Here is a 19,356-nt window from a genome sequence, read left to right as displayed (position 1 = left end):
CCGGTGGCATCCCGGGGGACAAGTCGCTGAACTTCGGGCCGTCCGCGAAGCGCCTGCTCAAGCGCCTGCGGCCGCACCGGTTGCAGGTTTCCGGGGTCATCGTGCTGGCGATCTTCAGCGTCGGGCTGTCCGTGCTCGGCCCGAAGATCCTCGGCCGGGCGACCGACATCATCTTCGCCGGTGCGATCGGCAAGCGGCTGCCGAGCGGCCTGACCAAGGAGCAGGTGATCGAGCAGACCCGTGCCGCCGGCAACGGGCGGCTCGCGGACCTGCTGTCCGGGATCGACCTGATCCCGGGGGTCGGCATCGACTTCGATGCCCTCCGCAACGTCCTGCTGCTGGTCCTGGTGCTGTACGTGGGCGCGTTCTTCCTGTCCTGGGCACAGGGCTACATCCTGAACGGCGTCGTCCAGCGCACCATCCTGGATCTGCGGTCCGAGGTCGAGGACAAGCTGAACAAGCTGCCGTTGAGCTACTTCGACGGCGCGCCGCGCGGTGAGCTGCTCAGCCGGGTGACCAACGACATCGACAACATCTCGACCAGCCTGCAGCAGACGCTGAGCCAGTTGCTCACCTCGCTGCTGACCGTCATCGGGGTGATCACGATGATGTTCGTGATCTCGCCGCTGCTGGCGCTGATCGCGCTGATCACGATCCCGATCTCGATGGTGCTGACGGCGGCGATCGCCAAACGGTCGCAGGTCCGGTTCGTGGCGCAATGGCGGCACACCGGCGCGCTGAACGGGCAGATCGAGGAGGCGTTCACCGGTCACGAGCTGGTCAAGGTGTTCGGTCGGCAGAAGGAGATCGAGGCGAGCTTCGCCGAGAAGAACGAGGAGCTGTACAAGGCCGCGTTCGGGGCGCAGTTCATCTCGGGTCTGATCATGCCGCTGATGATGTTCATCGGGAACGTGAACTACGTGGTCATCGCGGTGATCGGTGGGCTGCGGGTCGCCTCGGGCACGATGTCGCTGGGTGATGTGCAGGCGTTCATCCAGTACTCGCGCCAGTTCACCCAGCCGCTGACCCAGGTGGCCTCGATGGCGAACCTGCTGCAGTCCGGCGTGGCGTCGGCCGAGCGCGTCTTCGAAGTACTGGATGCCGAGGAGCAGGTGCCGGACAACGAGACGCCGCGGAAGGTCACGGACGCGCGCGGGCGGGTCGAATTCGAGCACGTGTCGTTCTCGTACGACCCGGACAAGCCGCTGATCACCGACCTGAGCCTGGTCGCCGAACCCGGCCAGACGGTCGCGATCGTCGGACCGACCGGCGCCGGCAAGACCACGCTGGTGAACCTGATCATGCGCTTCTACGAGCTGAACGGCGGCCGGATCACGCTCGACGGTGTCGACATCACCGAGCTCACCCGGCACGACCTGCGCTCGCGGATCGGCATGGTGCTGCAGGACACCTGGCTGTTCGGCGGCACGATCCGGGACAACCTGCTGTACGGCAACCTGGACGCGACCGAGGAGGACATGCTCGCGGCGGCGAAGGCGACGTACGTCGACCGCTTCGTGCACAGCCTGCCCGATGGGTACGACACGATCATCGACGAGGAAGGCAGCAACGTCAGCGCCGGTGAGAAGCAGCTGCTCACCATCGCCCGCGCGTTCCTGGCCGACCCGCAGTTGCTGATCCTCGACGAGGCGACCAGCTCGGTCGACACCCGCACGGAGGTCATGGTGCAGCGCGCCATGGCCGCCCTGCGCTCCGACCGCACCAGCTTCGTCATCGCCCACCGCCTGTCCACGATCCGCGACGCGGACCTGATCCTGGTGATGGAGAACGGCGCCATCGTCGAACAGGGCAACCACAACGAGCTGCTGGCCGTCGACGGTGCCTACGCCCGCCTCTACAACGCCCAGTTCAGCGGCGCCGTCGTGGACATCGACGAAGAATCCGCGGCCGCCACTCCAGTGGCCCGCTGACCGCAGCACCCGGGGCGGGGACGGCTCAGCTGTCGCCCCCGCCCTGGCTGTGGATAACTTCCGCGGCGCCTCCACGATCTGTGCGCTACTTGAGCCATGACGGCAGATGCGGATCTCGTTCAGCGACGTAGCGTGCTGATGGCGCGTCGTGTCGCCGCGAAGCTCGGGATCGCAGACACCGGGCAGATCCAGACCTTGCGTGACGCTTACCTCGTCACGTATAGGTTCCCGGCGGCAATGATGGTGAGGGTCGCGGACGACATGCTCGCAGATCTTCGCGAGGACGTTGCGTCCCGGCACGTGGACCGAGTCGTGGCACTCGGTCGAGACGGCCATCATCTGGCGCTCGCGATGATCAGACTCGATCCCAACTTCACGCGCAGACATGTGTCCAACGTGGTATTACCCCGGGCGCTGGTGGAGAACGCCCTGCAAGACCTCGAGCGGCACCATGGTCGCGAGTTCCCGCAGGTGGACGGATTTCGTCGGGTAGCGCCTCGGGTGGATCCGGCCGACACCGTTGGCGGTCTGCAGGTCCTCACCAGGTACCTGCAGGGACATTCCGTGCCGGTTGGACAGCCCGGAAGCCGGGTGACGGTTTTTGACACGAGCTTCAAGGGCACCGTGCAGGAGCTTCTGGCAGCAACCTACCCGGACACGACGTTCGTCGGACGGTACGCGTTTCACGGCGAGTCGCCGTATGACCCACACCCTGGGAGCAAGAAGGGGTATGAAGTACATCTGAGCGCGCGCGAGTCTCGTCAAGGGCGTCCGTTCTACGAGCTTCCTGCCGACGAGTCGAAGACGTTTGCGCATCAGTTGGCTCTCAACAGCATCGAGGAACTGCTCGACGGCCCAATGTCAAGTGCTGTCCGGTTCGGCGCTCACGGTCCGGAGCAGACCGGGCAACGGCACCAACCCGACCTGCTGGACGGCCTGAGCCGGGGAAGGATGTCGCCGCGCCTGCGGAACCTCAGGGTGCGAGAGGGGGTGAAGGTGATGAACATTCGCGCGGTTGTTGATCTCGCGCAGGACGCAGCCTCACTCCGAGATGCCGGCGGCAACTATCGGACCTGGCTCGATGACTGGGCCGGGCAGTATCGCGCCGAGATCCGTGCATGGATCGTCGATGCGCCGACTAACCCGCAGCTCGCGGAGTTCCTGAACTCGTTCGTGCATCGGACCGACAAGCAACAGGCAGACTCGTTGCAGAAGGCGCTGGACCGAGCTCACATACCCGAGCGCGACAGAATGGCTGTCTGGGTGGCGTACGAACGATGCGGGAGTGACAACGACAAGGCAGTCTTCGTGGAGAATGTTCTCAACTCGACGCGAAGCATAGGAGGTGGAGATGGGAGACGGGGAGACGCGAGACCCCGAGGACGAGTGGATGGCCCTCGCGAGTCTGGGCGAGATCTTTGACGACCTCGGCGATGTCTCGGGACCGTTGCTGCGCGGGGGACCACCACCTCAGGTTGGCCCGCCCGCAGTAGCCCGCGCGCCGATGATCATCGACACCGATGTCGGCGGCGATCCCGATGACACCGTCGCGCTGGTGACTGCCGCTCGCAGGGTGCCCGAGCTGAAGCTGGTCATCACGTGTGACGAGTACGGCGGGGAACGTGCACGTTTCGCGCGGCACCTGCTGGATCTGGTGGGTCGGCCGGATGTTCGGGTGGTGGCCGGGTCCGATCTGGGTAACAGCCGGATGTGGGTCGTCGATGGACTGTGTCCGAGCGACATACCTCAGCAGGCAGGGGACGTGGTGTCGGCGGTGGGCGACGTCTGTGCAGCAACCGACGGACCGGTGCGGTGGGTCGGAATGGGGCCGCTGTCGAATCTGTCGGTTGTCCAGGAGAACCGCCCAGAGTTACTTCCGCGGTTTGCGGTGACACAGATGGGCGGTGCGATCAACTACCGCGATCCGACGCGTGCTGAACACAATTTCCGGGTCGACCCCGACGCTGCGATCCGGATGGTGCCGCTCCTGGAGCCGTGGCTGCCGACATTTGTGCTGTCGGATGTGACCTTCAACCCAGCGATGGAGATCACCAGGGACTCGGGACTCTACAAGCGATGGACGTTGCCTGGAGCCCAACGCTGGGAACAGGTTCTCCGTGCACATTGGGACCGCTGGATGGCCAACTATCCCGGCTCCATGCAACACGACTCGTTGGCGTTGGCGGCGGCGATGTTGTGGCCGGGGGTTCGGTTCGTGCGGGAGCGGGTGGTGCTGGACGAGCTCGCCCGGATGCGCCTCGACGCGAACGGCACCGAGATCGAGCTGTCGATCTCCGCCGACTATCCAGCCTTCATGCGGTGGCTGGAGAGCGCGCTGGCTTAGCGGCTATCCTCGCTGCATCCGCCGTACGGCGAGTTCGGCCAGCAGCGCCGCCGCGTCGGGGAGGACGGAGTCGTCGAAGTTGGCCAAGGGGGAGTGGTTGTCGGGGGCCGCGTCTGGGTCGGGCGAGTCGCAGGCGCTGAGGTTCAGGTACACGCCAGGCACCTCGTTGAGGACGTACGACATGTCCTCGGCGCCGCACCGCGGATGCGGCCGTTCGCGGAACCGGTCCGCGCCGAACACATCCACGATCGTCGAGCGCGCGAACTCGTACTCGGCCGGGTTGTTGACCGTGACCGGATATCCGACCTCGTACTCGGCCTCGATGTCGAGCCCGTGTGCGGCCGCCAGCCCGGTGACGAGCTGCACCGACGCCTCCTGCACCTTCGCGCGGGCCGCCTCGGAGAACGTCCGGACGGTCGCGTCGAAGAACGCGTCGTCCGGGATGATGTTCTCCTTCGTGCCGCCCGCGATCCGCCCGACCGTCAGCACGACCGGGTCGAACACGTCGAACTGCCGCGTGATCATGGTCTGCAGCGCGGTGACGATCTCGCACAGCACCGGGATCGGGTCCTTGCCGCGGTACGGCGTGGAGCCGTGCGTGCCCGAGCCGATGACGCGAACGTGCAACTGATCCGCCGCGGCCATGAACGACCCGGGCCGGCTGCTCCACATCCCGAGCGGCTGCGACGACGACCCGACGTGCAGCCCGTACGCCGCGTCCGCGCGCCGGCCGGCCGCTTCGAGCACGCCCTCGCGGATCATGATCGGCGCGCCGCCGGAGGTCTCCTCGCCGGGCTGGAACATGAACACCACGTCGCCGGGCAACTCGTCGCGCAGCGCGGACAGCACCTTGGCAGCGCCGACCAGCCCGGCGACGTGCAGGTCGTGACCGCACGCATGCATCATCCCGGGATGCTGGGACGCGAACGGTACGTCGGTGCGCTCGGTGACCGGCAGCGCGTCCATGTCGCCGCGCAGCAGCACCACGGGGCCGGGCCCGCCGCCGCCTCGCAGTACGGCGGTGACCGACGACAGCTCCTTGCCGAGCGTGATCTCCAGCGGCAGACCCTCGAGCGCGTCGAGGACCAGCTGCTGGGTCTTCGGCAGGTCGAGGTCGTACTCCGGGACCTGGTGCAGCGCCCGGCGCAGGGTGACGATCTCGTCGCGGAACTGCTCCGCCAGCTCGCGCGTCCTCATGCCTTGGGGCCCAGGTCGAGGGCCGCCATCACGCGTTGGGCGCTGCTGCCGAGCTCGAGCAGCTCGACGAGATCCAGCCAGCGTTCCGGATCCTTGACCTCGGCCGGAATCCGCGCGTCGAAGGTTCCGACCGGGGCGTCCTTCGCGACCGCGACCACCTTCGGCGCGACGTCGAGGTAGTCGCTGTCGGCAAGGATCTTCTTCTTCACGCCGGGCGCCATCGGCGTGGTCGGATCGGCGGCCGCGGCGCGGATCGCGTCCAGGTCGCCGTACGCCGTGACGAGTGATGCGGCGGTCTTCTCACCGATGCCCTTCACACCGGGCAGCCCGTCGGAGGCGTCTCCGCGGAGCGTGGCGAAGTCGGCGTACCGCTGGGCGGGGATGTCGTACTTCGCGAGCAGCGCCCGCTCGTCGTACACCTCGGCGCGCCCGACACCGCGGGCGGCGGTGTAGACGACCCGGATGCCGCGGCTGTCGTCGATCAGCTGGAACAGGTCCCGGTCGCCGGTGACGACGTCGACCGGCATCGTCGCCTGGTGCGCGAGCGTGCCGATCACGTCGTCGGCCTCGTGGTCGGGCGCCCCGACGACGGCGATCCCGAGCGCCTCCAGGCAGGCGCGGATGTACGGCACCTGCACCTCGAGGCGGTCCGGTACGTCCTCGACCTGCTCGCCCTTCGGCGTCACGAACTCGACCCGCTGGGCCTTGTACGACGGGATCAGCGCGACCCGCCAGGACGGCCGCCAGTTGTCGTCCCAGCAGGCGACCAGGTGGGTCGGTTTGTGGTTCTCGGTGAGCCGGGCGATGAAGTCCAGCAGCCCGCGGATCGCGTTGGTCGGCGTGCCGTCGGCCGCCTTCATCGTGTCGGGAACGCCGAAGAAGGCGCGAAAGTACAACGACGCGGTGTCCAGCAGCATCAGGCGCTGCCCTGTCGCGGAATCAGGTCCTGGCATAGGCAGATGCTTTCATGCCGGACGGCCTCGGCAGTAGGGTCTCCAGGGTGGAGGACCTGGACCGCAAGATCGTTGGCCTGCTCGCGTCCGACGGCAGGATGAGTTTCACCGACCTGGGCAAGGCGACCGGCCTGTCCACCTCGGCCGTGCACCAGCGGGTGAAGCGGCTCGAGCAGCGCGGAATCATCCAGGGCTACTCGGCGACCGTCGACCACACGGCCCTCGGCCTGCCGCTCACTGCCTTGATCGCGATCCGGCCGATCGATCCCTCCCAGCCCGACGACTCGCCCGAGCGGCTCCGCGACGTGCGCGAGATCGAGTCCTGCTACTCGGTCGCCGGTGACTCCAGCTACATCCTGGTCGTCCGGGTCGCCTCGCCGGTGGCGCTGGAGAACCTGCTGGCGGTGATCCGGGCCCGCGCGAACGTCTCCACCACCACGACGATCGTGCTGTCCACGCCGTACGAGCGCCGGCCGCCCGCGCTGTGAAGCCGACTGTGAAGGTCTTGCTCAGCGATCTGTTCAGCACGCTGATCTCCGGTGGGGACGACGAACGGGACACGGTCAACGCACAGATGGGTGCTGCGCTCGGAGTCGACGCGGCGGCGTTCCAGGCAGCCTTCGACGCTTCGTCGTACGAGCGGTTCATCGGGGCGTACGGCGACCTGCCGAGCACTCTGCGGGTGATCGCCGAGCGCTGCGGAGGTTCGCCGACCGACGCACAGGTGCAGGAGGCAACGAGCCTGCGACGCGCTTTGGCGGCACGACTCCTCGGCAACGTAGCGGCGGCAACCCTGGAGACTTTGGCAGCCTTCAAGGCCGCGGGCTGGCGGATCGGGCTGGTCAGCAACATCACCGCCGAGACGCAGTTGCAGTGGCCGGGCAGCCCGCTGGCCCAGTACTTCGACGCGACCGCGTTCTCCGCTGAGGTCGGATCGGCGAAGCCGGAGGCGGCCATCTACCTGGCCGCCTGCTCCGCGGTGGGCGTCGACCCCAGCGACTGTCTCTACGTAGGCGACGGCAACGACAACGAGCTCCCCGCCGCGGCCGCCCTCGGCATGCACGCCATCCGCACCCTCGAGCACGCCGACAACGCCCCCACCTGGCTCGGCCCCACCATCAAGACGTACGCCGAACTCACCTCTTATCTGCGCTGACCAACGGGTTGTTGAGGAAGCAACAACGAGTGACCCCAAGAGTGCCTACGGTGACAAGACGAACCGGAAGCAAGGGGGATGCTTGTGAGGAACAGGATCATCCGAGCAGTGGGTTGTCTCGGCGGCGCGCTGGCGCTGACCGTCGCGGGTACGGCGGTCGGGGAGGCGGCGTTGCCGCAGATCGCCGCACCGACGCTGGCCGGGACGGCGACGCCGACGAGTACGAAGTACACCGCGACCAACGGCGGCGTCACGGACGGCACGTATTGGTACACCACAGTGGCAGAACATGCGAAGTCCGGTGACAAGACGTACGACTCGGTGCAGCTGCTGAAGACCGAGATGTACGCGTCGACGCCGACGAAGGTCGCGACGTTCCGCATCCGGAGCGGCAACCAGACCAACCTGCTGGGGCACGGCAACGACATCGCGTACAACCCGGACACGAAGCGGCTGCTGATCCCTGCCTGGACCAACGACAGCTCGGTCCAGGAACCGAACCAGAGCCGCCTGGTCCGCGTGATCAACCCGGACACGCTGGCGATCGAGAGCACCGTGACGTTGGCACACACCACGACATCGTTGTGCTACGACAAGCTCAGCAAGCGGTACGTCGGTAGCACGCTGGGCCAGTACTACGTGTACGACTCGGCGTTCCTGGAGACCGCGAAGTCACCGGCGCTGACCATGACGGGGACCGGCCAGGGGATCGACTGCGACGAGAGCTACGTCTACGTCATCACCAGCCCGAAGTCAGGATCGCAGACGACCAACCGCATCTTCGTCTACGACTGGTCGTTCAACCTGGTGCGGACGTACGAGCACGCCTCGTCGTCGGAGAGCGAGCACCTGACGCATCGCAGCGGGACGTACTACCTGGGGTACAACATCGGCGCCGGCCGCTTGTACCGGCTCGACGCCTTCCAGTTCACCGTCTACTACCGCGGCGGTGGCGGGACCGGATCGATGCCCAACACGATCGTGCTCTACGACCGCAACACCAAGCTGCGGACGAACACCTTCGTCCGCACCGGCTACACGTTCGCCGGATGGAGCGCCTACCGCTCGTACGACAAGAAGACCCGCTACCAGAGCTCGACCGACCCGACGAAGACCGGCTGGTACCCGGCCGGACAACAGCCGAGCGGCTGGAAGCTCTACCTGTACGGCAACGGCGCAACCGTCCTGCACACCACCAAACGCGGAACCGTGACGCTGACCGCCACCTGGCGCGCGACGTAGCGATACTGGGCGCGTTCAGCCGAATTCTTTGACCAACGCGACCGTTTTGAGACGATCCTCTATGTGCGCACTGAGAATCGGGGGCAAGGCGATACTGTGGCGCACTTTGGGCCATTGCGAGACCATCGCCGCAACAGTAGATCCAACCGTTGACAGCACCCTGTCGGGTTCGAGATCGGCACGTTCAGATAGTTCACGGAAACTGCTGGATGTGACATTCCGTGCGATCCTTCCGCCGTTCAGCCGGAATGCCAGTTCGTCCTTGCGGTACTCCGGGTAGGCAGAAACGGAGACCAGATCGTAGGCCGGCGACAGCCGAGGTTGACGACCGCCGATATACCTGAGCGTCCAGTTCTTCAGATGCGCGTCGAGATTTCCCATCACAACCATCGCCGCGAGCCGTCGTACGTACTCGTCGAGGTCTTCGGGGCAGAGTTGAGCGATGACGCGAGCGATGCCACTGTAGCTGGCACGTTCGTACTTGAGTTCCGCCGCAGTCTCACGGACTTGGGCGAAGTCCTCCTGGTGAACCCGCCCGGACGGAGTACGGTCGAACCTCCGAACGGCCAAGGCGAGTTCCGTGGCATCGATCAATCCTGGCGGCAGGCCGTGCAGATCAGCTCCGCTGATGAGGGCGATCTCCGGTACTTCGATGCCGGCTGACTTCGCCCAGGTCAACATCGCGTACTCGTTCGCCGGCACATCGGGGAAGCGACGATCCGGCAGTTTGACGATCCAATCGCCGCCCCGACCGCTCCCGGGCAAGACCAGACCTTTGTGTTCCCAACGCATCGAAAACTTCGCCTGGACGCCGGCGAGCGAGAACCGAATGAACTGGCCGGCAGCACTGGGTGCCTTGTCCTCCAGCTCGGGGATATCGCCCAAGTCGGAGTCCGGCAGCACCCGTACAGCGCCCGGCAGATCCTGGCCGAGAAAGACGAGGACCTGGAAGTCGTGCGGATGCGCCCGGCCGATCTCTTGACCGATCAGTCGGCGCAGTCCGCTGCCGGGCTCCGGCAGCAAGTTCGCGAACCACTCCGGTACGGAGCCACTCGCGGTACGGCGACGGCCGGGATCCTGCTCAAATGCCTGCCCCAGTACCGGGTGGCCAAGATCAAGGTCTTCGTAATCGAACCAGGTGTTTCCGTCGTGGTAGCCCAACGTTCCGACTCGTCGGTCGGCGAGGAAGACACCAGCCGTTACGCTACGCGGACTCATTCGCATCCTCGTCGAAAAGAGAGGACAGTTGAGGGCCGTCGCGGAACCCGAAGAGAGCGTGCGCTTGGACATGATCGCCGATCACTTGGCGTAAGGCCTGGGTCCGCCGTGCGAGAAACCCTTGCAGGTCGGCTTCGAGCAGCTGGATGACCGCCGCTTTGTCGATCACGTGGCTCTCCAGCAAGGATGGTGTCACTTTGCCCGTCCTGAGTGCCTGCTGAAGACCTCCGTCCAGGCCTTTCGGGTGGAGAACACGGTTGGCCATGCTCCGCGGAGCGCTTGTCGATCGCGAGGTAATCACCGGTTGCAGGAAATCTGCAGAATCGAACAGTTCGTGGGCTGTGAGTGCTTGCCCTGCCTGTTCACCCACCAGCCAGCGCGGTCGGCGGGAGAACAGTCCGAGCACATTCAGTTTTCCCTGAGCAGTGTTCAGGCGAACTTCGCCGAGATCGGGCTGCCACCCTTCGTGCTGAGCAGGCGGCAGAAGCTTCAGGAGGCGCTCCGCGCTGCTCATTGGATCCCTACTGACAGCGCGGGCACTCAGTCGGAGTCCCACCGTGTTGCCTTGCGGTGCGACACCGAGTACGGCGCCGCGCCAGATCCAGCGGCGGAGCAACTCGGCCGGCCGTCCGTCAGGTGCGCCGAACAGTGCGGCGAATCGGGCCAGGACAGGAACATAAAGGGCGTACGGCAACAAGCGGAGGTGAGGTATGTCGGCGATGTCGCGGAGAAAGTCCACGACATGTCCGAGTGCTGATTCGGTGACTCGCATCGCTTTCTCGCGTGCGTCGTCGCTGTCGAACTCGGCACGGAAGTCCCGGTCGACTCTGGGATCGCGGATCGCGAGCATGCTCTGCAGCAGGACCTGCTCCGTGAACTCACCGAAGCCGAACGCATTCACCCGGTCGGCGAGCGCCCGCAGATCGTTCGGCTGCCGGCCGGTTGAAATTGAATGCAAGGCGTTGAAGACCTCGGCGTTCTTCATCGCCTTTCCGGAGGTGTTCATACGATCGAAGATGGTGCGCAACGCGCGCTCGTCGTCACCGACGACGATGTACATCGGGATCGTGTAGTCGCGAATAGCGGCCACCATTTGGTCAGCGATGGCGATCTCCGCCTGCGTGAGCTCAGGATGCTCGCGGATCCACGCGTTGGCACCGGCAGTGTCGAGCGCGAGTCCGACGTGCATCAGGTGCGGTCCCGGCTCGCGGTGCCGGGACTGCGAGACGAACTCACCCGACCGAAGGTCGCAATAGATACGAAACCGAGGGTCGACAGTGCCGGGGTCTGCCGTGAGTGCGCCGACCAGGCTTGTGATGCGCTGCTGCCCGTCGACGACCCAGAGGGCATCGGATTGCGCTTGTGCTTCGATCGTCAGGGGGCCGATGGATATCGATGCAGCGTCCGCGGCGCGTTGCCAGACGAGAAGATTGCCGATCGGGTAGCCGCGCATGATGCTGTCGAACAGCTGGGTGACGTCGCGTCGGTCCCATCGAAAAGGTCGTTGGAACGGAGGAATGCGGAGCCTTCCGGCGCGCGCCCACGCGACCAGTTCGCCGGGCCTGACGCTCTCGATCCTCGGTCGAGCCACAGCGGCCACCCGTCACCTCCTCGTCACCGGCAGTCTAACGACGGGGCTCGCTCTTGGTCGCAGGGCACGCCCTCGACATTTGTCCGCACCGCTGACGGTGCTCGGATCAGTGCGTCCTGGGTGCCACCCCTGCATCGGTGGCACCCAAGACGGTCAGCTGAGGTCGAGGAGTTTCTGGGACTCAGCGGCGGCACGGGAGGCGGCGGCGCGTTGTTCGGCTTCGGCGAGGTGGTCGCCGGCGTGCTGGGCCCACCATTCCTGGCCCTCGCGGGGCAGGGTGTCGATCGGGTCGTAGTACTCGTAGGTGCGGTTCAGCGCCTCGGGGTCCTGCTGCTCGATGCCGGTGCGGTAGTTCTTCTTCCAGTACGAGATGCCGCGCACCTCGTCGTACTCCGACAGTTGGTGCACCCAGCGCTTGCCGACGTACGGCACATCGCAGACGATCCGCGGCGTGGCGAAGCCGGGCAGGTAGCCGAGGATGCCGTGCTGCAGGTGCTGCGCCTCACGCACCGAGACCCGCCAGTGCTCCGAGAACGGGATCATGTCGCACATGTAGAAGTAGTACGGCGTGATGTTCGCGCCGTCGAGCAGCGCGAAACACAGGTCGAGCAACTGGGGCACGGAGTCGTTGACGCCACGCATCAGGACGCCCTGGTTGCGGACGTCGCGCAGGCCGGCTTCGAGCATCGCCTTCGAGGCCTCGGCCACGAGCGGCGTCACGGACTGCGCCGCGTTGACGTGGGTGTGCATCGCCAGCATCACGCCACGCTCACGGGCCACACCGGCGACCCGCTCGACACCGCTGCGGACGTCGTCCGAGAGCCAGTGCTGCGGCATCCCCATCAGCGCTTTGGTGGCCAGCCGGATGTCGCGGATGTTCTCGATCTCCAGCAGGCTGGTGAGGAACGCCTCGAGCCGCGGCCACGGCATGTTCGCGACGTCGCCACCGGAGACGACGACGTCTCGGACGCCCGGTGTACGGCGCAGGTAATCGAGCATGTCGTCGAGCCGGGTCTGCGGCTTCGCGACGAACTTCAGCTTGTCGATCACCGGCGTCGAGTTCCCGACCAGGTCCATCCGCGTGCAATGACCGCAGTACTGCGGGCAGGTCGGCAGGACCTCCGCGAGGACCTTGGTCGGGTACCTGTGGGTCAACCCCTCCGTGGCCCACATCTCGTGCTCGTGCAGTGAGTCCCGGGTCGCGTGCGGGTGCGACGGCCAGTCGGAACGGCGGTCACTGAACACCGGGAGCATGTAGCGGCGAACCGGGTCCGCGTAGAACGCCTCCGTGTAATCGGCTGCGCCGTTCGAAACGATCGTGTTCAGCATCTGCGGCGGCAGCAGCATCGACATCGTCGCGCGCTCGGCCTGGTCGCGGGTGAGGTCCTCGTAGAACCGCTCCTCGAGCAGGTCGCCCATCACGTCGCGCAGCTGCTTCACGTTCTTCACGCAGTGCGCGCGCTGCCACTGCACCGACCGCCACTCCTCGGCCGTGACGTCCTTCCACCCGGGCAGCCGGGTCCAGTCCGGCTCGACCAGCTCGGTACGCCGGTACAGGTACGGCTGGCCATCGGGCTCCGAGTGCGCCAGCTCCGGGGTGATCAGGTCGGTCACAGGTCCTCCGCGGGGACATGGGGGGCAATGCGGTCTGATATGAGGATAGCGAGAGAACTTCCCTCAGATCCAACAGTACGCCGTAAGAATTCCGGTCGCGATGCGGTGTGAGTAGTATTTTGCCCGACCGCACAGAGGAGGACCCGTGTCATCGAGCCCGGTAGGACTGCACCGCGTACTCGCGCCGTCCGGCGTGTTGCCGCAGGCAGCGGAGAAACTCGACGCACGTCCCGAGATCTGGCCCGACGAGGTCCGCATCGCGGTCGAGCGGCTGAATCTGGACGCCGCGTCGTACCGTCAACTCGCGCAAGCGCACGGCGGCGACGGTACGGCGATCCGCCGCGCGGTCCTCGACATCGTCGAGACCCGCGGCAAGATGCAGAACCCGGTGACCGGCTCCGGCGGCATGCTCGTCGGCGTGGTCGACGAGGTCGGCCCGGAGTCGCCGCTCGGCGTCCGCAAGGGTGACCGGGTCGCGACCCTCGTCTCGCTCACCCTGACCCCGCTGCAGCTCACCGACGGGCTGCGGGACTGGGACGGGAAAAGTGAGCAGGTGCCCGCGCAGGGGCACGCGATCCTGTTCGCCCGCTCGATCGTCGCGAAGCTGCCGGACGACCTCAAACCCGAGTTGTCACTGGCCGTGATGGACGTCTGCGGCGCGCCGGCGCTGACCGCGCGCGTGGTGCGCTCGTATGTCGACAAAGGCACAAAGCCTGTCGTGTCAGTTATTGGCGGCGCAGGGAAGTCCGGCTCGCTGTCACTGGCCGCGGCCCGGGCCGCGGGTGCGGCGCGGACGATCGGCGTCGTGCCGTTCCAGGCCGAGCACGACCGGCTGACCGCGGCTGGTCTGGCCGACGTTGTCGCGCTCGCCGACGCCCGCGACCCGGTGGCGCTCGCGCAGGCCGTGGAAGAGGCCGGGGGACCGGCGGACATCACGGTCGTGTGCGTCGACGTACCGGGCTGCGAGCACGGCGCCGTGTTGTCGACCGCCGCCGGTGGCACGGTGATCTTCTTCTCGATGGCGACGTCGTTCTCCGCCGCCGCGCTCGGCGCGGAAGGCCTCGCGGCGGACGTCACGATGCTGGTGGGCAACGGGTACGTGCCCGGTCATGCGGACTACGCGATCGAGCTGTTGCGGTCCGAGCCGGGTGTCCGTGGTCTGTTCGAGAGCAGGCTGGCGGAGGATTAGTCCGTGCGCACACTTCTCACCAACGGTTCCGTCTACTCGCCCGCCGACCCCCACGCGACCGCGATCGCGTTCGACGACGGGGTGGTGACCTGGCTCGGCGACGACACCGGAACCGGCCCGTACGCCGACGGCGCCGACGAGGTGATCGACCTGGACGGCAAGCTCGTCACGCCGGCCTTCGTCGACGCCCATGTCCACGCCGCCCAGACCGGTGCGGCGCTGACCGGTCTCGACCTGGCCGGTACGACGTCGCTCACCGACGCCCTGGACCGCCTCGCCGCCTTCACGGCCGACCTGCCCGCGGACGCGGTCATCGACGGCACCGGGTGGGACGAGACGGATTGGCCCGAGCACAGGCCGCCGACGGCCGAAGAGCTGGATCGCGCGGCGGGTGGACGCCGCGTGTACCTGTCCCGGATCGACGGCCACTCCGGCGTGATCTCGTCCGCGCTGATCCCGGTCGCCCGAGAGGCCGAGGGGTACGACGAGTCCGGCCGGGTGGAGCGCGCCGCGAACCACGTCGTACGGGACGCGTTGAGCGACCTGATCGGCCGCGACCAGCGGCGCGCAAACGTCGAGGTCGCGCTGAAGGCCATGGCGGCCAAGGGAATCGGTGCGTTCCACGAGATGGCGGCGCCGCACATCGGCCCGCTGTGGGAGCTGCCGATCGTCCGCGAGACCGCCGAGCGACTCGGCCTGGCCGCGACGCTGTACTGGGGTCAGCCGGGCGTCTTCGAACACCTCGGCACATACGGTCTGGCCGGCCTCGGCGGTGACCTGAACGCCGACGGTGCGCTCGGATCCCGGACCGCGGCGCTGCGCGAGCCGTACGCCGACCGGCCGGACAGCAGTGGCCACGCATACCTCACGCCCGAGCAGATCGCCGAGCACGTGATCGCGTGCACCGAGCGGAACGTACAGGCCGGATTCCACTGCATCGGCGACCTGGCGCTCGACAACATCGCGCGCGGCTTCGAGCTCGCTGCCGAGAAGATCGGCGTCCAGGCGCTGGTCGCGGCGCGGCACCGGCTCGAGCACGTCGAAATGGCGGACGAGGCAACGATCGCCGTCCTGGCCCGGTGCGGCGTCGTCGCCAGCGTGCAGCCGATGTTCGACGCGCTGTGGGGCGGTCCGGACGGGATGTACGCCGCCCGCGTCGGCGATCGTTGGCGGGGGATGAACCCGTTCGGCTCGCTGGCCCGCGCCGGAGTGGTTCTCGCCTTCGGCTCGGACGCACCGGTGACCGAGCTGGGTGGCTGGGAGGCCGTGCGCGCGGCCGCGTTCCACCACGAGCAGTCCGAGCGGATCACGGTCCGCGCGGCGTTCCAGGCGCACACGCGCGGTGGCTGGCGGGCGGTCGGCATCGACGACGCGGGCGTGCTCGCGCCCGGCAGCGCGGCGACGTACGCGATCTGGCAGAGCGATGCCGAGCTCGTCGTGCAGACACCCGACGAGCGGGTCGCCGCGTGGTCGACCGACCCGCGCGCCGGCGTACCGGTGCTGCCGGACCTGAGTGAAGACACACCGACGTGCCTGCGGACGGTCGTCAGCGGCCGTGCCGTCTACGAAGCCGAGGGATGGACCCAGTGACCCGCGCCGTGAAGAAGCTCGACCTCGATCCGGTCACCGTCCGGAAGGCGCGCAGTCTGGCGCGCAAGGCGGGCAAGCCGATCGTGGACCTCGCCCGTAAGCACACCACGGTGTCGGTCGAGCGGGCGGTCCTGCGGCTGGCCGGGCTGACCGGCGCCGACACGGAGGGGATTCCGTGGGTCAACCGGCTCGCCGACACCGTCCGTGCGGATGTCGGGCTCGAGCACGGCATTGCCCTACCGGTGTGGGACGCACTGGTCCGCGGCGAGGCCGAGGACCTGGCGGTGCTGGCGCAGAAGGCGGCGTCGGGCTCGGTCACGTTCCGGATGCCTGAAGGCCGCGACGCCGTCCGGGCCCGGTCCGCGGCCCGCAAGGTGGCGGCCGCGGGCCTGAAGCGCATCGACGCCCGGCGGCGCGAGCGCGATCGATTGATCAAGCGGCACGGCGATCCGAAGCAGCGCCCGTGGATCTACCTGATCGTCGCCACCGGCGACATCTACGAGGACATCCCGCAGGCGCAGGCGGCGGCGCGTGAGGGCGCCGACGTGATCGCGGTGATCCGGTCGACCGGGCAGTCGCTGCTCGACTACGTACCCGAGGGCGCGACCCGCGAAGGGTTCGCCGGGACGTACGCGACCCAGGAGAACTTCCGGCTGATGCGGGCCGCGCTGGACGAGTCGTCCAAGGAGCTCGGCCGGTACGTCCGGCTGACCAACTACGCGTCCGGGCTGTGTATGCCGGAGATCGCGACGCTGGCGGGCCTCGAGCGCCTCGACATGATGCTGAACGATTCCATGTACGGGATCCTGTTCCGCGACATCAACCCGATCCGGACCTTCGTCGACCAGCGCTTCAGCCGGCAGATCCACGCCCGCGCCGGGATCATCATCAACACCGGCGAGGACAACTACCTGACCACCGCCGACGCGGTCGAGGCCGCGCACACGGTGACGGTCTCCCAGTTGCTGAACGAGTACTTCGCCAAGGAGGCCGGGCTCGACGACTGGCAGCTCGGGCTGGGTCACGCCTTCGAGATCAACCCGGACCTGCCGGACTCGTTCCGGCTCGAGCTGGCACATGCGCTGCTCGCCCGGCAGCTGTTCCCGAACGCGCCGCTGAAGTGGATGCCGCCGACCCGGCACATGACCGGCGACGTGTTCCGCGGCTACCTGCTGGACGGCTTCTTCAACCTGGCCGGTGCGATGACGGGGCAGGGCATTCTGCTGGTCGGCATGATGACCGAGGCAGTCGTCACGCCCTGGATCTCCGACCGCGACCTTGCACTGCAGAACGTCCGGTACGTCCTCGGCGCGGCCGGCAACCTGCACGAGGACTTCCGCCCGGAGCCGAACGGCTTCATCGCCCAGCGTGCGCGGCAGGTGCTGGGGGAGTCGGTCGAGTTGCTGGAGCGGATCGTCGACGACGGTCTGCTGAACGCGATCGGCGACGGCACCTTCGGCTTGATGAAGCGGCCGCAGGACGCCGGCCGCGGTCTCGACGGCGTCGCCCGGAAGTCCGCGGCGTACTACAACCCGGCGATCGAGCTGTTGGAGGCGGACCAGTGAGCATCATCCGGCCGTACGGCGACACCACGGGCGACGGTATGGTGCAGCTGTCGTTCACGTTGCCGGTCCCGCACGACAAGCGGGCCGAGGGCGCGGCGGTCCAGCTCGCGAACAAGATGGGCATGGACCCGGCCCTGGTTGTGCACTCGAAGGCGATCGGCCCGGACTTCACGTTCTTCGTGGTCTACGGTCCGGTGAACCACCTCGTCGACACCTCGAAGGTGGAGGTGGTCGAGCGCGACTACCCGCTGCTCTCACCGAAGGAGGTCAACCTGGCGATCCGCAAGGGTTTGCGGCGCCGGCTGACCGTCGTCGGCGCGTGTATCGGCACCGACGCGCACACCGTCGGCATCGACGCGATCCTCAACATCAAGGGGTTCGCGGGCGAGAAGGGCCTGGAGTACTACCGCGAGCTCAAGGTGGTGAACCTCGGCGCGCAGGTCTCCGTACCGGAACTCGTCCGGCGCGCCAAGGCCGACAAGGCGGACGCGATCCTGGTTTCGCAGGTGGTGACCCAGCGCGAGGCGCATGTCCTGAACACCAAGGAGATGTCGGCCGCGTTCCGGGAGGCGTACCCCGAGGACCAGCGCCCGATTCTTGTTGCCGGCGGCCCCCGTTTCACCGAGCAGATGGCCGAGGAGCTCGGTGTCGACCGGGTGTTCGGCCGCGGGACCACGCCGGGTGAAGTGGCCAGCTATCTCGTCGACGCGTTGGTGACCCGTCGCCACGCCTACCGGAAGAGCGCATAAAGGTGTCAAAGGCAACTATTGGACTGACCGTCACCCATCGCCGCTACGTGCCGTACAGCCACGCGCACTACGCCGGCAACCTGGTCGACGGGGCGTACGTGCTGGCCCTGTTCGGTGACGTCGCGACCGAGGTGTGCATCCAGGCCGACGGTGACGAGGGCCTGTTCGCGTCGTACTCCGACGTTCAATTTCTTCAGCCGCTGAAGGCCGGTGACGTGGTCGAGGTGACCGCGACGATCAGCCGGGTCGGGAACCGCAGCCGGGACCTCGACTTCAGCGCGTACGTCGTCTGCCGCGGCCGGCCGGACCGCTCGGAGTCGGCCGCCGAAGTGCTGCCCGAACCGCTGGAAATCACGAGGGCCAAGGGAACCGTTGTCGTCCCGGTTGCGTGACGATTGGTTGCCCTGGGTAACGATTACGTAGAGTGCCGATCTCGCTCTGTAACGTGATTCGACTGAGTGATCCTCGTTTTCCCTGGCAGCGCAGACGATCGTGTTACAACGACCTCAAAGAGCCATCGGAGAGGTTGACACCGTCGTCGCCAGCGAGCATCGTTTTGGGAGTCGTCACATCCCGTTTGTGCAACGGTCACATGAAGTTCGGCCACCGGATGATCCCGCGACGCTGACCAGGTCAAAGCCAGGCTTGAGTCGACGGGGGCTGAGGTCACCGGTGGTGAGCCCCCCGCGGGGCAGAGGTGGAAGAGGCTCGGCGGCCAGTAGACAACAGCCGTGCGGTGCGCAGCCAGTGCATCGTCGGTTGGTCCGAAGGCACGCCGAGCCTCTTTCCTTTGCCCAGGCGTGAATTGCACCGGTGTGATTCCGGCCGACTCCCGGCGCGCGCCGTACCGCTTTCGGCCTCCGGGTTCCCGGGGCTCCCCGGGCCTGTGCTGCCCGGCGGTCAGCTTCGCCTGCCCACTGACCTGGAGGGTTGCCCCCAATGCCGCTTAGTTAGTGGGTACGGTTTGGTGTCAAGCGGTGTGTCGGTGAACGTGAAGCAGCGGGACTCCCGGTAGGA

The 19,356-nt window shown here is 67.1% G+C and carries 16 protein-coding genes; 11 read left to right on the top strand and 5 right to left on the bottom strand.

Going from position 1 to position 19,356, the window contains the following annotated elements; all coding sequences use genetic code 11:
* The first annotated feature begins 8 nt into the window (after positions 1 to 8).
* The 3 genes from AB0B82_RS30530 to AB0B82_RS30520 all read left to right on the top strand — a co-directional run bounded on the left by AB0B82_RS30530 (position 9) and on the right by AB0B82_RS30520 (position 4,275).
* Positions 9 to 1,931 carry an ABC transporter ATP-binding protein gene (locus AB0B82_RS30530; RefSeq protein ID WP_360176287.1) on the top strand — a complete coding sequence of 641 codons (1,923 nt, stop codon included), beginning with the start codon at positions 9 to 11 and terminating at the stop codon, positions 1,929 to 1,931.
* A 96-nt stretch (positions 1,932 to 2,027) separates the two neighbouring features.
* Entirely contained in the window at positions 2,028 to 3,353 is a 1,326-nt protein-coding gene (locus AB0B82_RS30525) for a hypothetical protein (RefSeq protein ID WP_360176263.1), read from the top strand.
* Positions 3,322 to 4,275, top strand: a complete 954-nt coding sequence (locus AB0B82_RS30520) for a nucleoside hydrolase (RefSeq protein ID WP_360176260.1) — start codon at positions 3,322 to 3,324, stop codon at positions 4,273 to 4,275. The genes AB0B82_RS30525 and AB0B82_RS30520 overlap by 32 nt, the downstream gene beginning before the upstream one ends.
* 3 nt (positions 4,276 to 4,278) lie before the next feature.
* Here AB0B82_RS30520 and AB0B82_RS30515 read toward each other — a convergent pair whose 3' ends face one another.
* Together AB0B82_RS30515 and AB0B82_RS30510 are read right to left on the bottom strand one after the other, a co-directional pair.
* On the bottom strand, positions 4,279 to 5,472 hold the full coding sequence (locus AB0B82_RS30515; RefSeq protein WP_360176258.1) for a M20 family metallopeptidase: 1,194 nt from the start codon (positions 5,470 to 5,472) through the stop codon (positions 4,279 to 4,281).
* Positions 5,469 to 6,389 carry a 5'-3' exonuclease gene (locus tag AB0B82_RS30510; RefSeq protein WP_360176284.1) on the bottom strand — a complete coding sequence of 307 codons (921 nt, stop codon included), beginning with the start codon at positions 6,387 to 6,389 and terminating at the stop codon, positions 5,469 to 5,471. Before AB0B82_RS30510 ends, AB0B82_RS30515 begins: the two co-directional genes overlap by 4 nt.
* An 83-nt stretch (positions 6,390 to 6,472) precedes the next feature.
* Here AB0B82_RS30510 and AB0B82_RS30505 point away from each other — a divergent pair, with 83 nt between their 5' ends.
* The 3 genes from AB0B82_RS30505 (at position 6,473) to AB0B82_RS30495 (ending at position 8,823) form a co-directional block, all read left to right on the top strand.
* The gene (locus AB0B82_RS30505) at positions 6,473 to 6,913 is read left to right on the top strand and encodes an AsnC family transcriptional regulator (protein WP_360176255.1); all 441 of its coding nucleotides are present in this window, start codon (positions 6,473 to 6,475) and stop codon (positions 6,911 to 6,913) included.
* 8 nt (positions 6,914 to 6,921) lie between these two features.
* Entirely contained in the window at positions 6,922 to 7,581 is a 660-nt protein-coding gene (locus AB0B82_RS30500) for an HAD-IA family hydrolase (protein ID WP_360176252.1), read from the top strand.
* An 84-nt stretch (positions 7,582 to 7,665) separates the two neighbouring features.
* Positions 7,666 to 8,823 (top strand): hypothetical protein, encoded by a 1,158-nt coding sequence (locus AB0B82_RS30495; RefSeq protein WP_360176249.1) that lies wholly within the window; start codon positions 7,666 to 7,668, stop codon positions 8,821 to 8,823.
* Between the two features lie 15 nt (positions 8,824 to 8,838).
* Here the strand turns inward: AB0B82_RS30495 and AB0B82_RS30490 are convergent, their stop codons facing one another.
* From AB0B82_RS30490 to AB0B82_RS30480, 3 genes are all read right to left on the bottom strand, one after another.
* Positions 8,839 to 10,041 (bottom strand): type II toxin-antitoxin system HipA family toxin, encoded by a 1,203-nt coding sequence (locus tag AB0B82_RS30490; protein ID WP_360176246.1) that lies wholly within the window; start codon positions 10,039 to 10,041, stop codon positions 8,839 to 8,841.
* On the bottom strand, positions 10,028 to 11,641 hold the full coding sequence (locus AB0B82_RS30485; protein WP_360176243.1) for a DUF262 domain-containing protein: 1,614 nt from the start codon (positions 11,639 to 11,641) through the stop codon (positions 10,028 to 10,030). Before AB0B82_RS30485 ends, AB0B82_RS30490 begins: the two co-directional genes overlap by 14 nt.
* Before the next feature lie 144 nt (positions 11,642 to 11,785).
* Positions 11,786 to 13,246, bottom strand: a complete 1,461-nt coding sequence (locus tag AB0B82_RS30480; protein ID WP_360176240.1) for a lysine 2,3-aminomutase — start codon at positions 13,244 to 13,246, stop codon at positions 11,786 to 11,788.
* 145 nt (positions 13,247 to 13,391) lie between these two features.
* Between AB0B82_RS30480 and AB0B82_RS30475 the strand changes: the two genes are divergently transcribed.
* Genes AB0B82_RS30475 through AB0B82_RS30455 form a run of 5 tightly spaced genes read left to right on the top strand, consistent with a single transcriptional unit; the run spans position 13,392 to position 18,731 of the window.
* A complete protein-coding gene (locus AB0B82_RS30475) occupies positions 13,392 to 14,435 on the top strand; it encodes an L-erythro-3,5-diaminohexanoate dehydrogenase (RefSeq protein ID WP_360176237.1) in 1,044 nt (347 codons plus the stop codon).
* Positions 14,436 to 14,438: 3 nt separating this feature from the next.
* A complete protein-coding gene (locus AB0B82_RS30470) occupies positions 14,439 to 16,025 on the top strand; it encodes an amidohydrolase (protein ID WP_360176234.1) in 1,587 nt (528 codons plus the stop codon).
* Positions 16,022 to 17,590 (top strand): lysine 5,6-aminomutase subunit alpha, encoded by a 1,569-nt coding sequence (locus AB0B82_RS30465; RefSeq protein ID WP_360176231.1) that lies wholly within the window; start codon positions 16,022 to 16,024, stop codon positions 17,588 to 17,590. Before AB0B82_RS30470 ends, AB0B82_RS30465 begins: the two co-directional genes overlap by 4 nt.
* Positions 17,587 to 18,339: an OAM dimerization domain-containing protein gene (locus AB0B82_RS30460; RefSeq protein WP_360176228.1), complete on the top strand. Its 753-nt coding sequence runs from the start codon at positions 17,587 to 17,589 to the stop codon at positions 18,337 to 18,339. The genes AB0B82_RS30465 and AB0B82_RS30460 overlap by 4 nt, the downstream gene beginning before the upstream one ends.
* Before the next feature lie 2 nt (positions 18,340 to 18,341).
* A complete protein-coding gene (locus tag AB0B82_RS30455; protein ID WP_360176225.1) occupies positions 18,342 to 18,731 on the top strand; it encodes a hotdog domain-containing protein in 390 nt (129 codons plus the stop codon).
* Positions 18,732 to 19,356: the final 625 nt, after the last annotated feature.

The sequence above is a fragment of the Kribbella sp. NPDC048915 genome (assembly GCF_040649595.1).
Lineage (GTDB): Bacteria > Actinomycetota > Actinomycetes > Propionibacteriales > Kribbellaceae > Kribbella.
The sequence above is the reverse complement of the archived record's forward strand: the minus strand, read 5'-3'. Positions and strand labels throughout refer to the sequence as shown.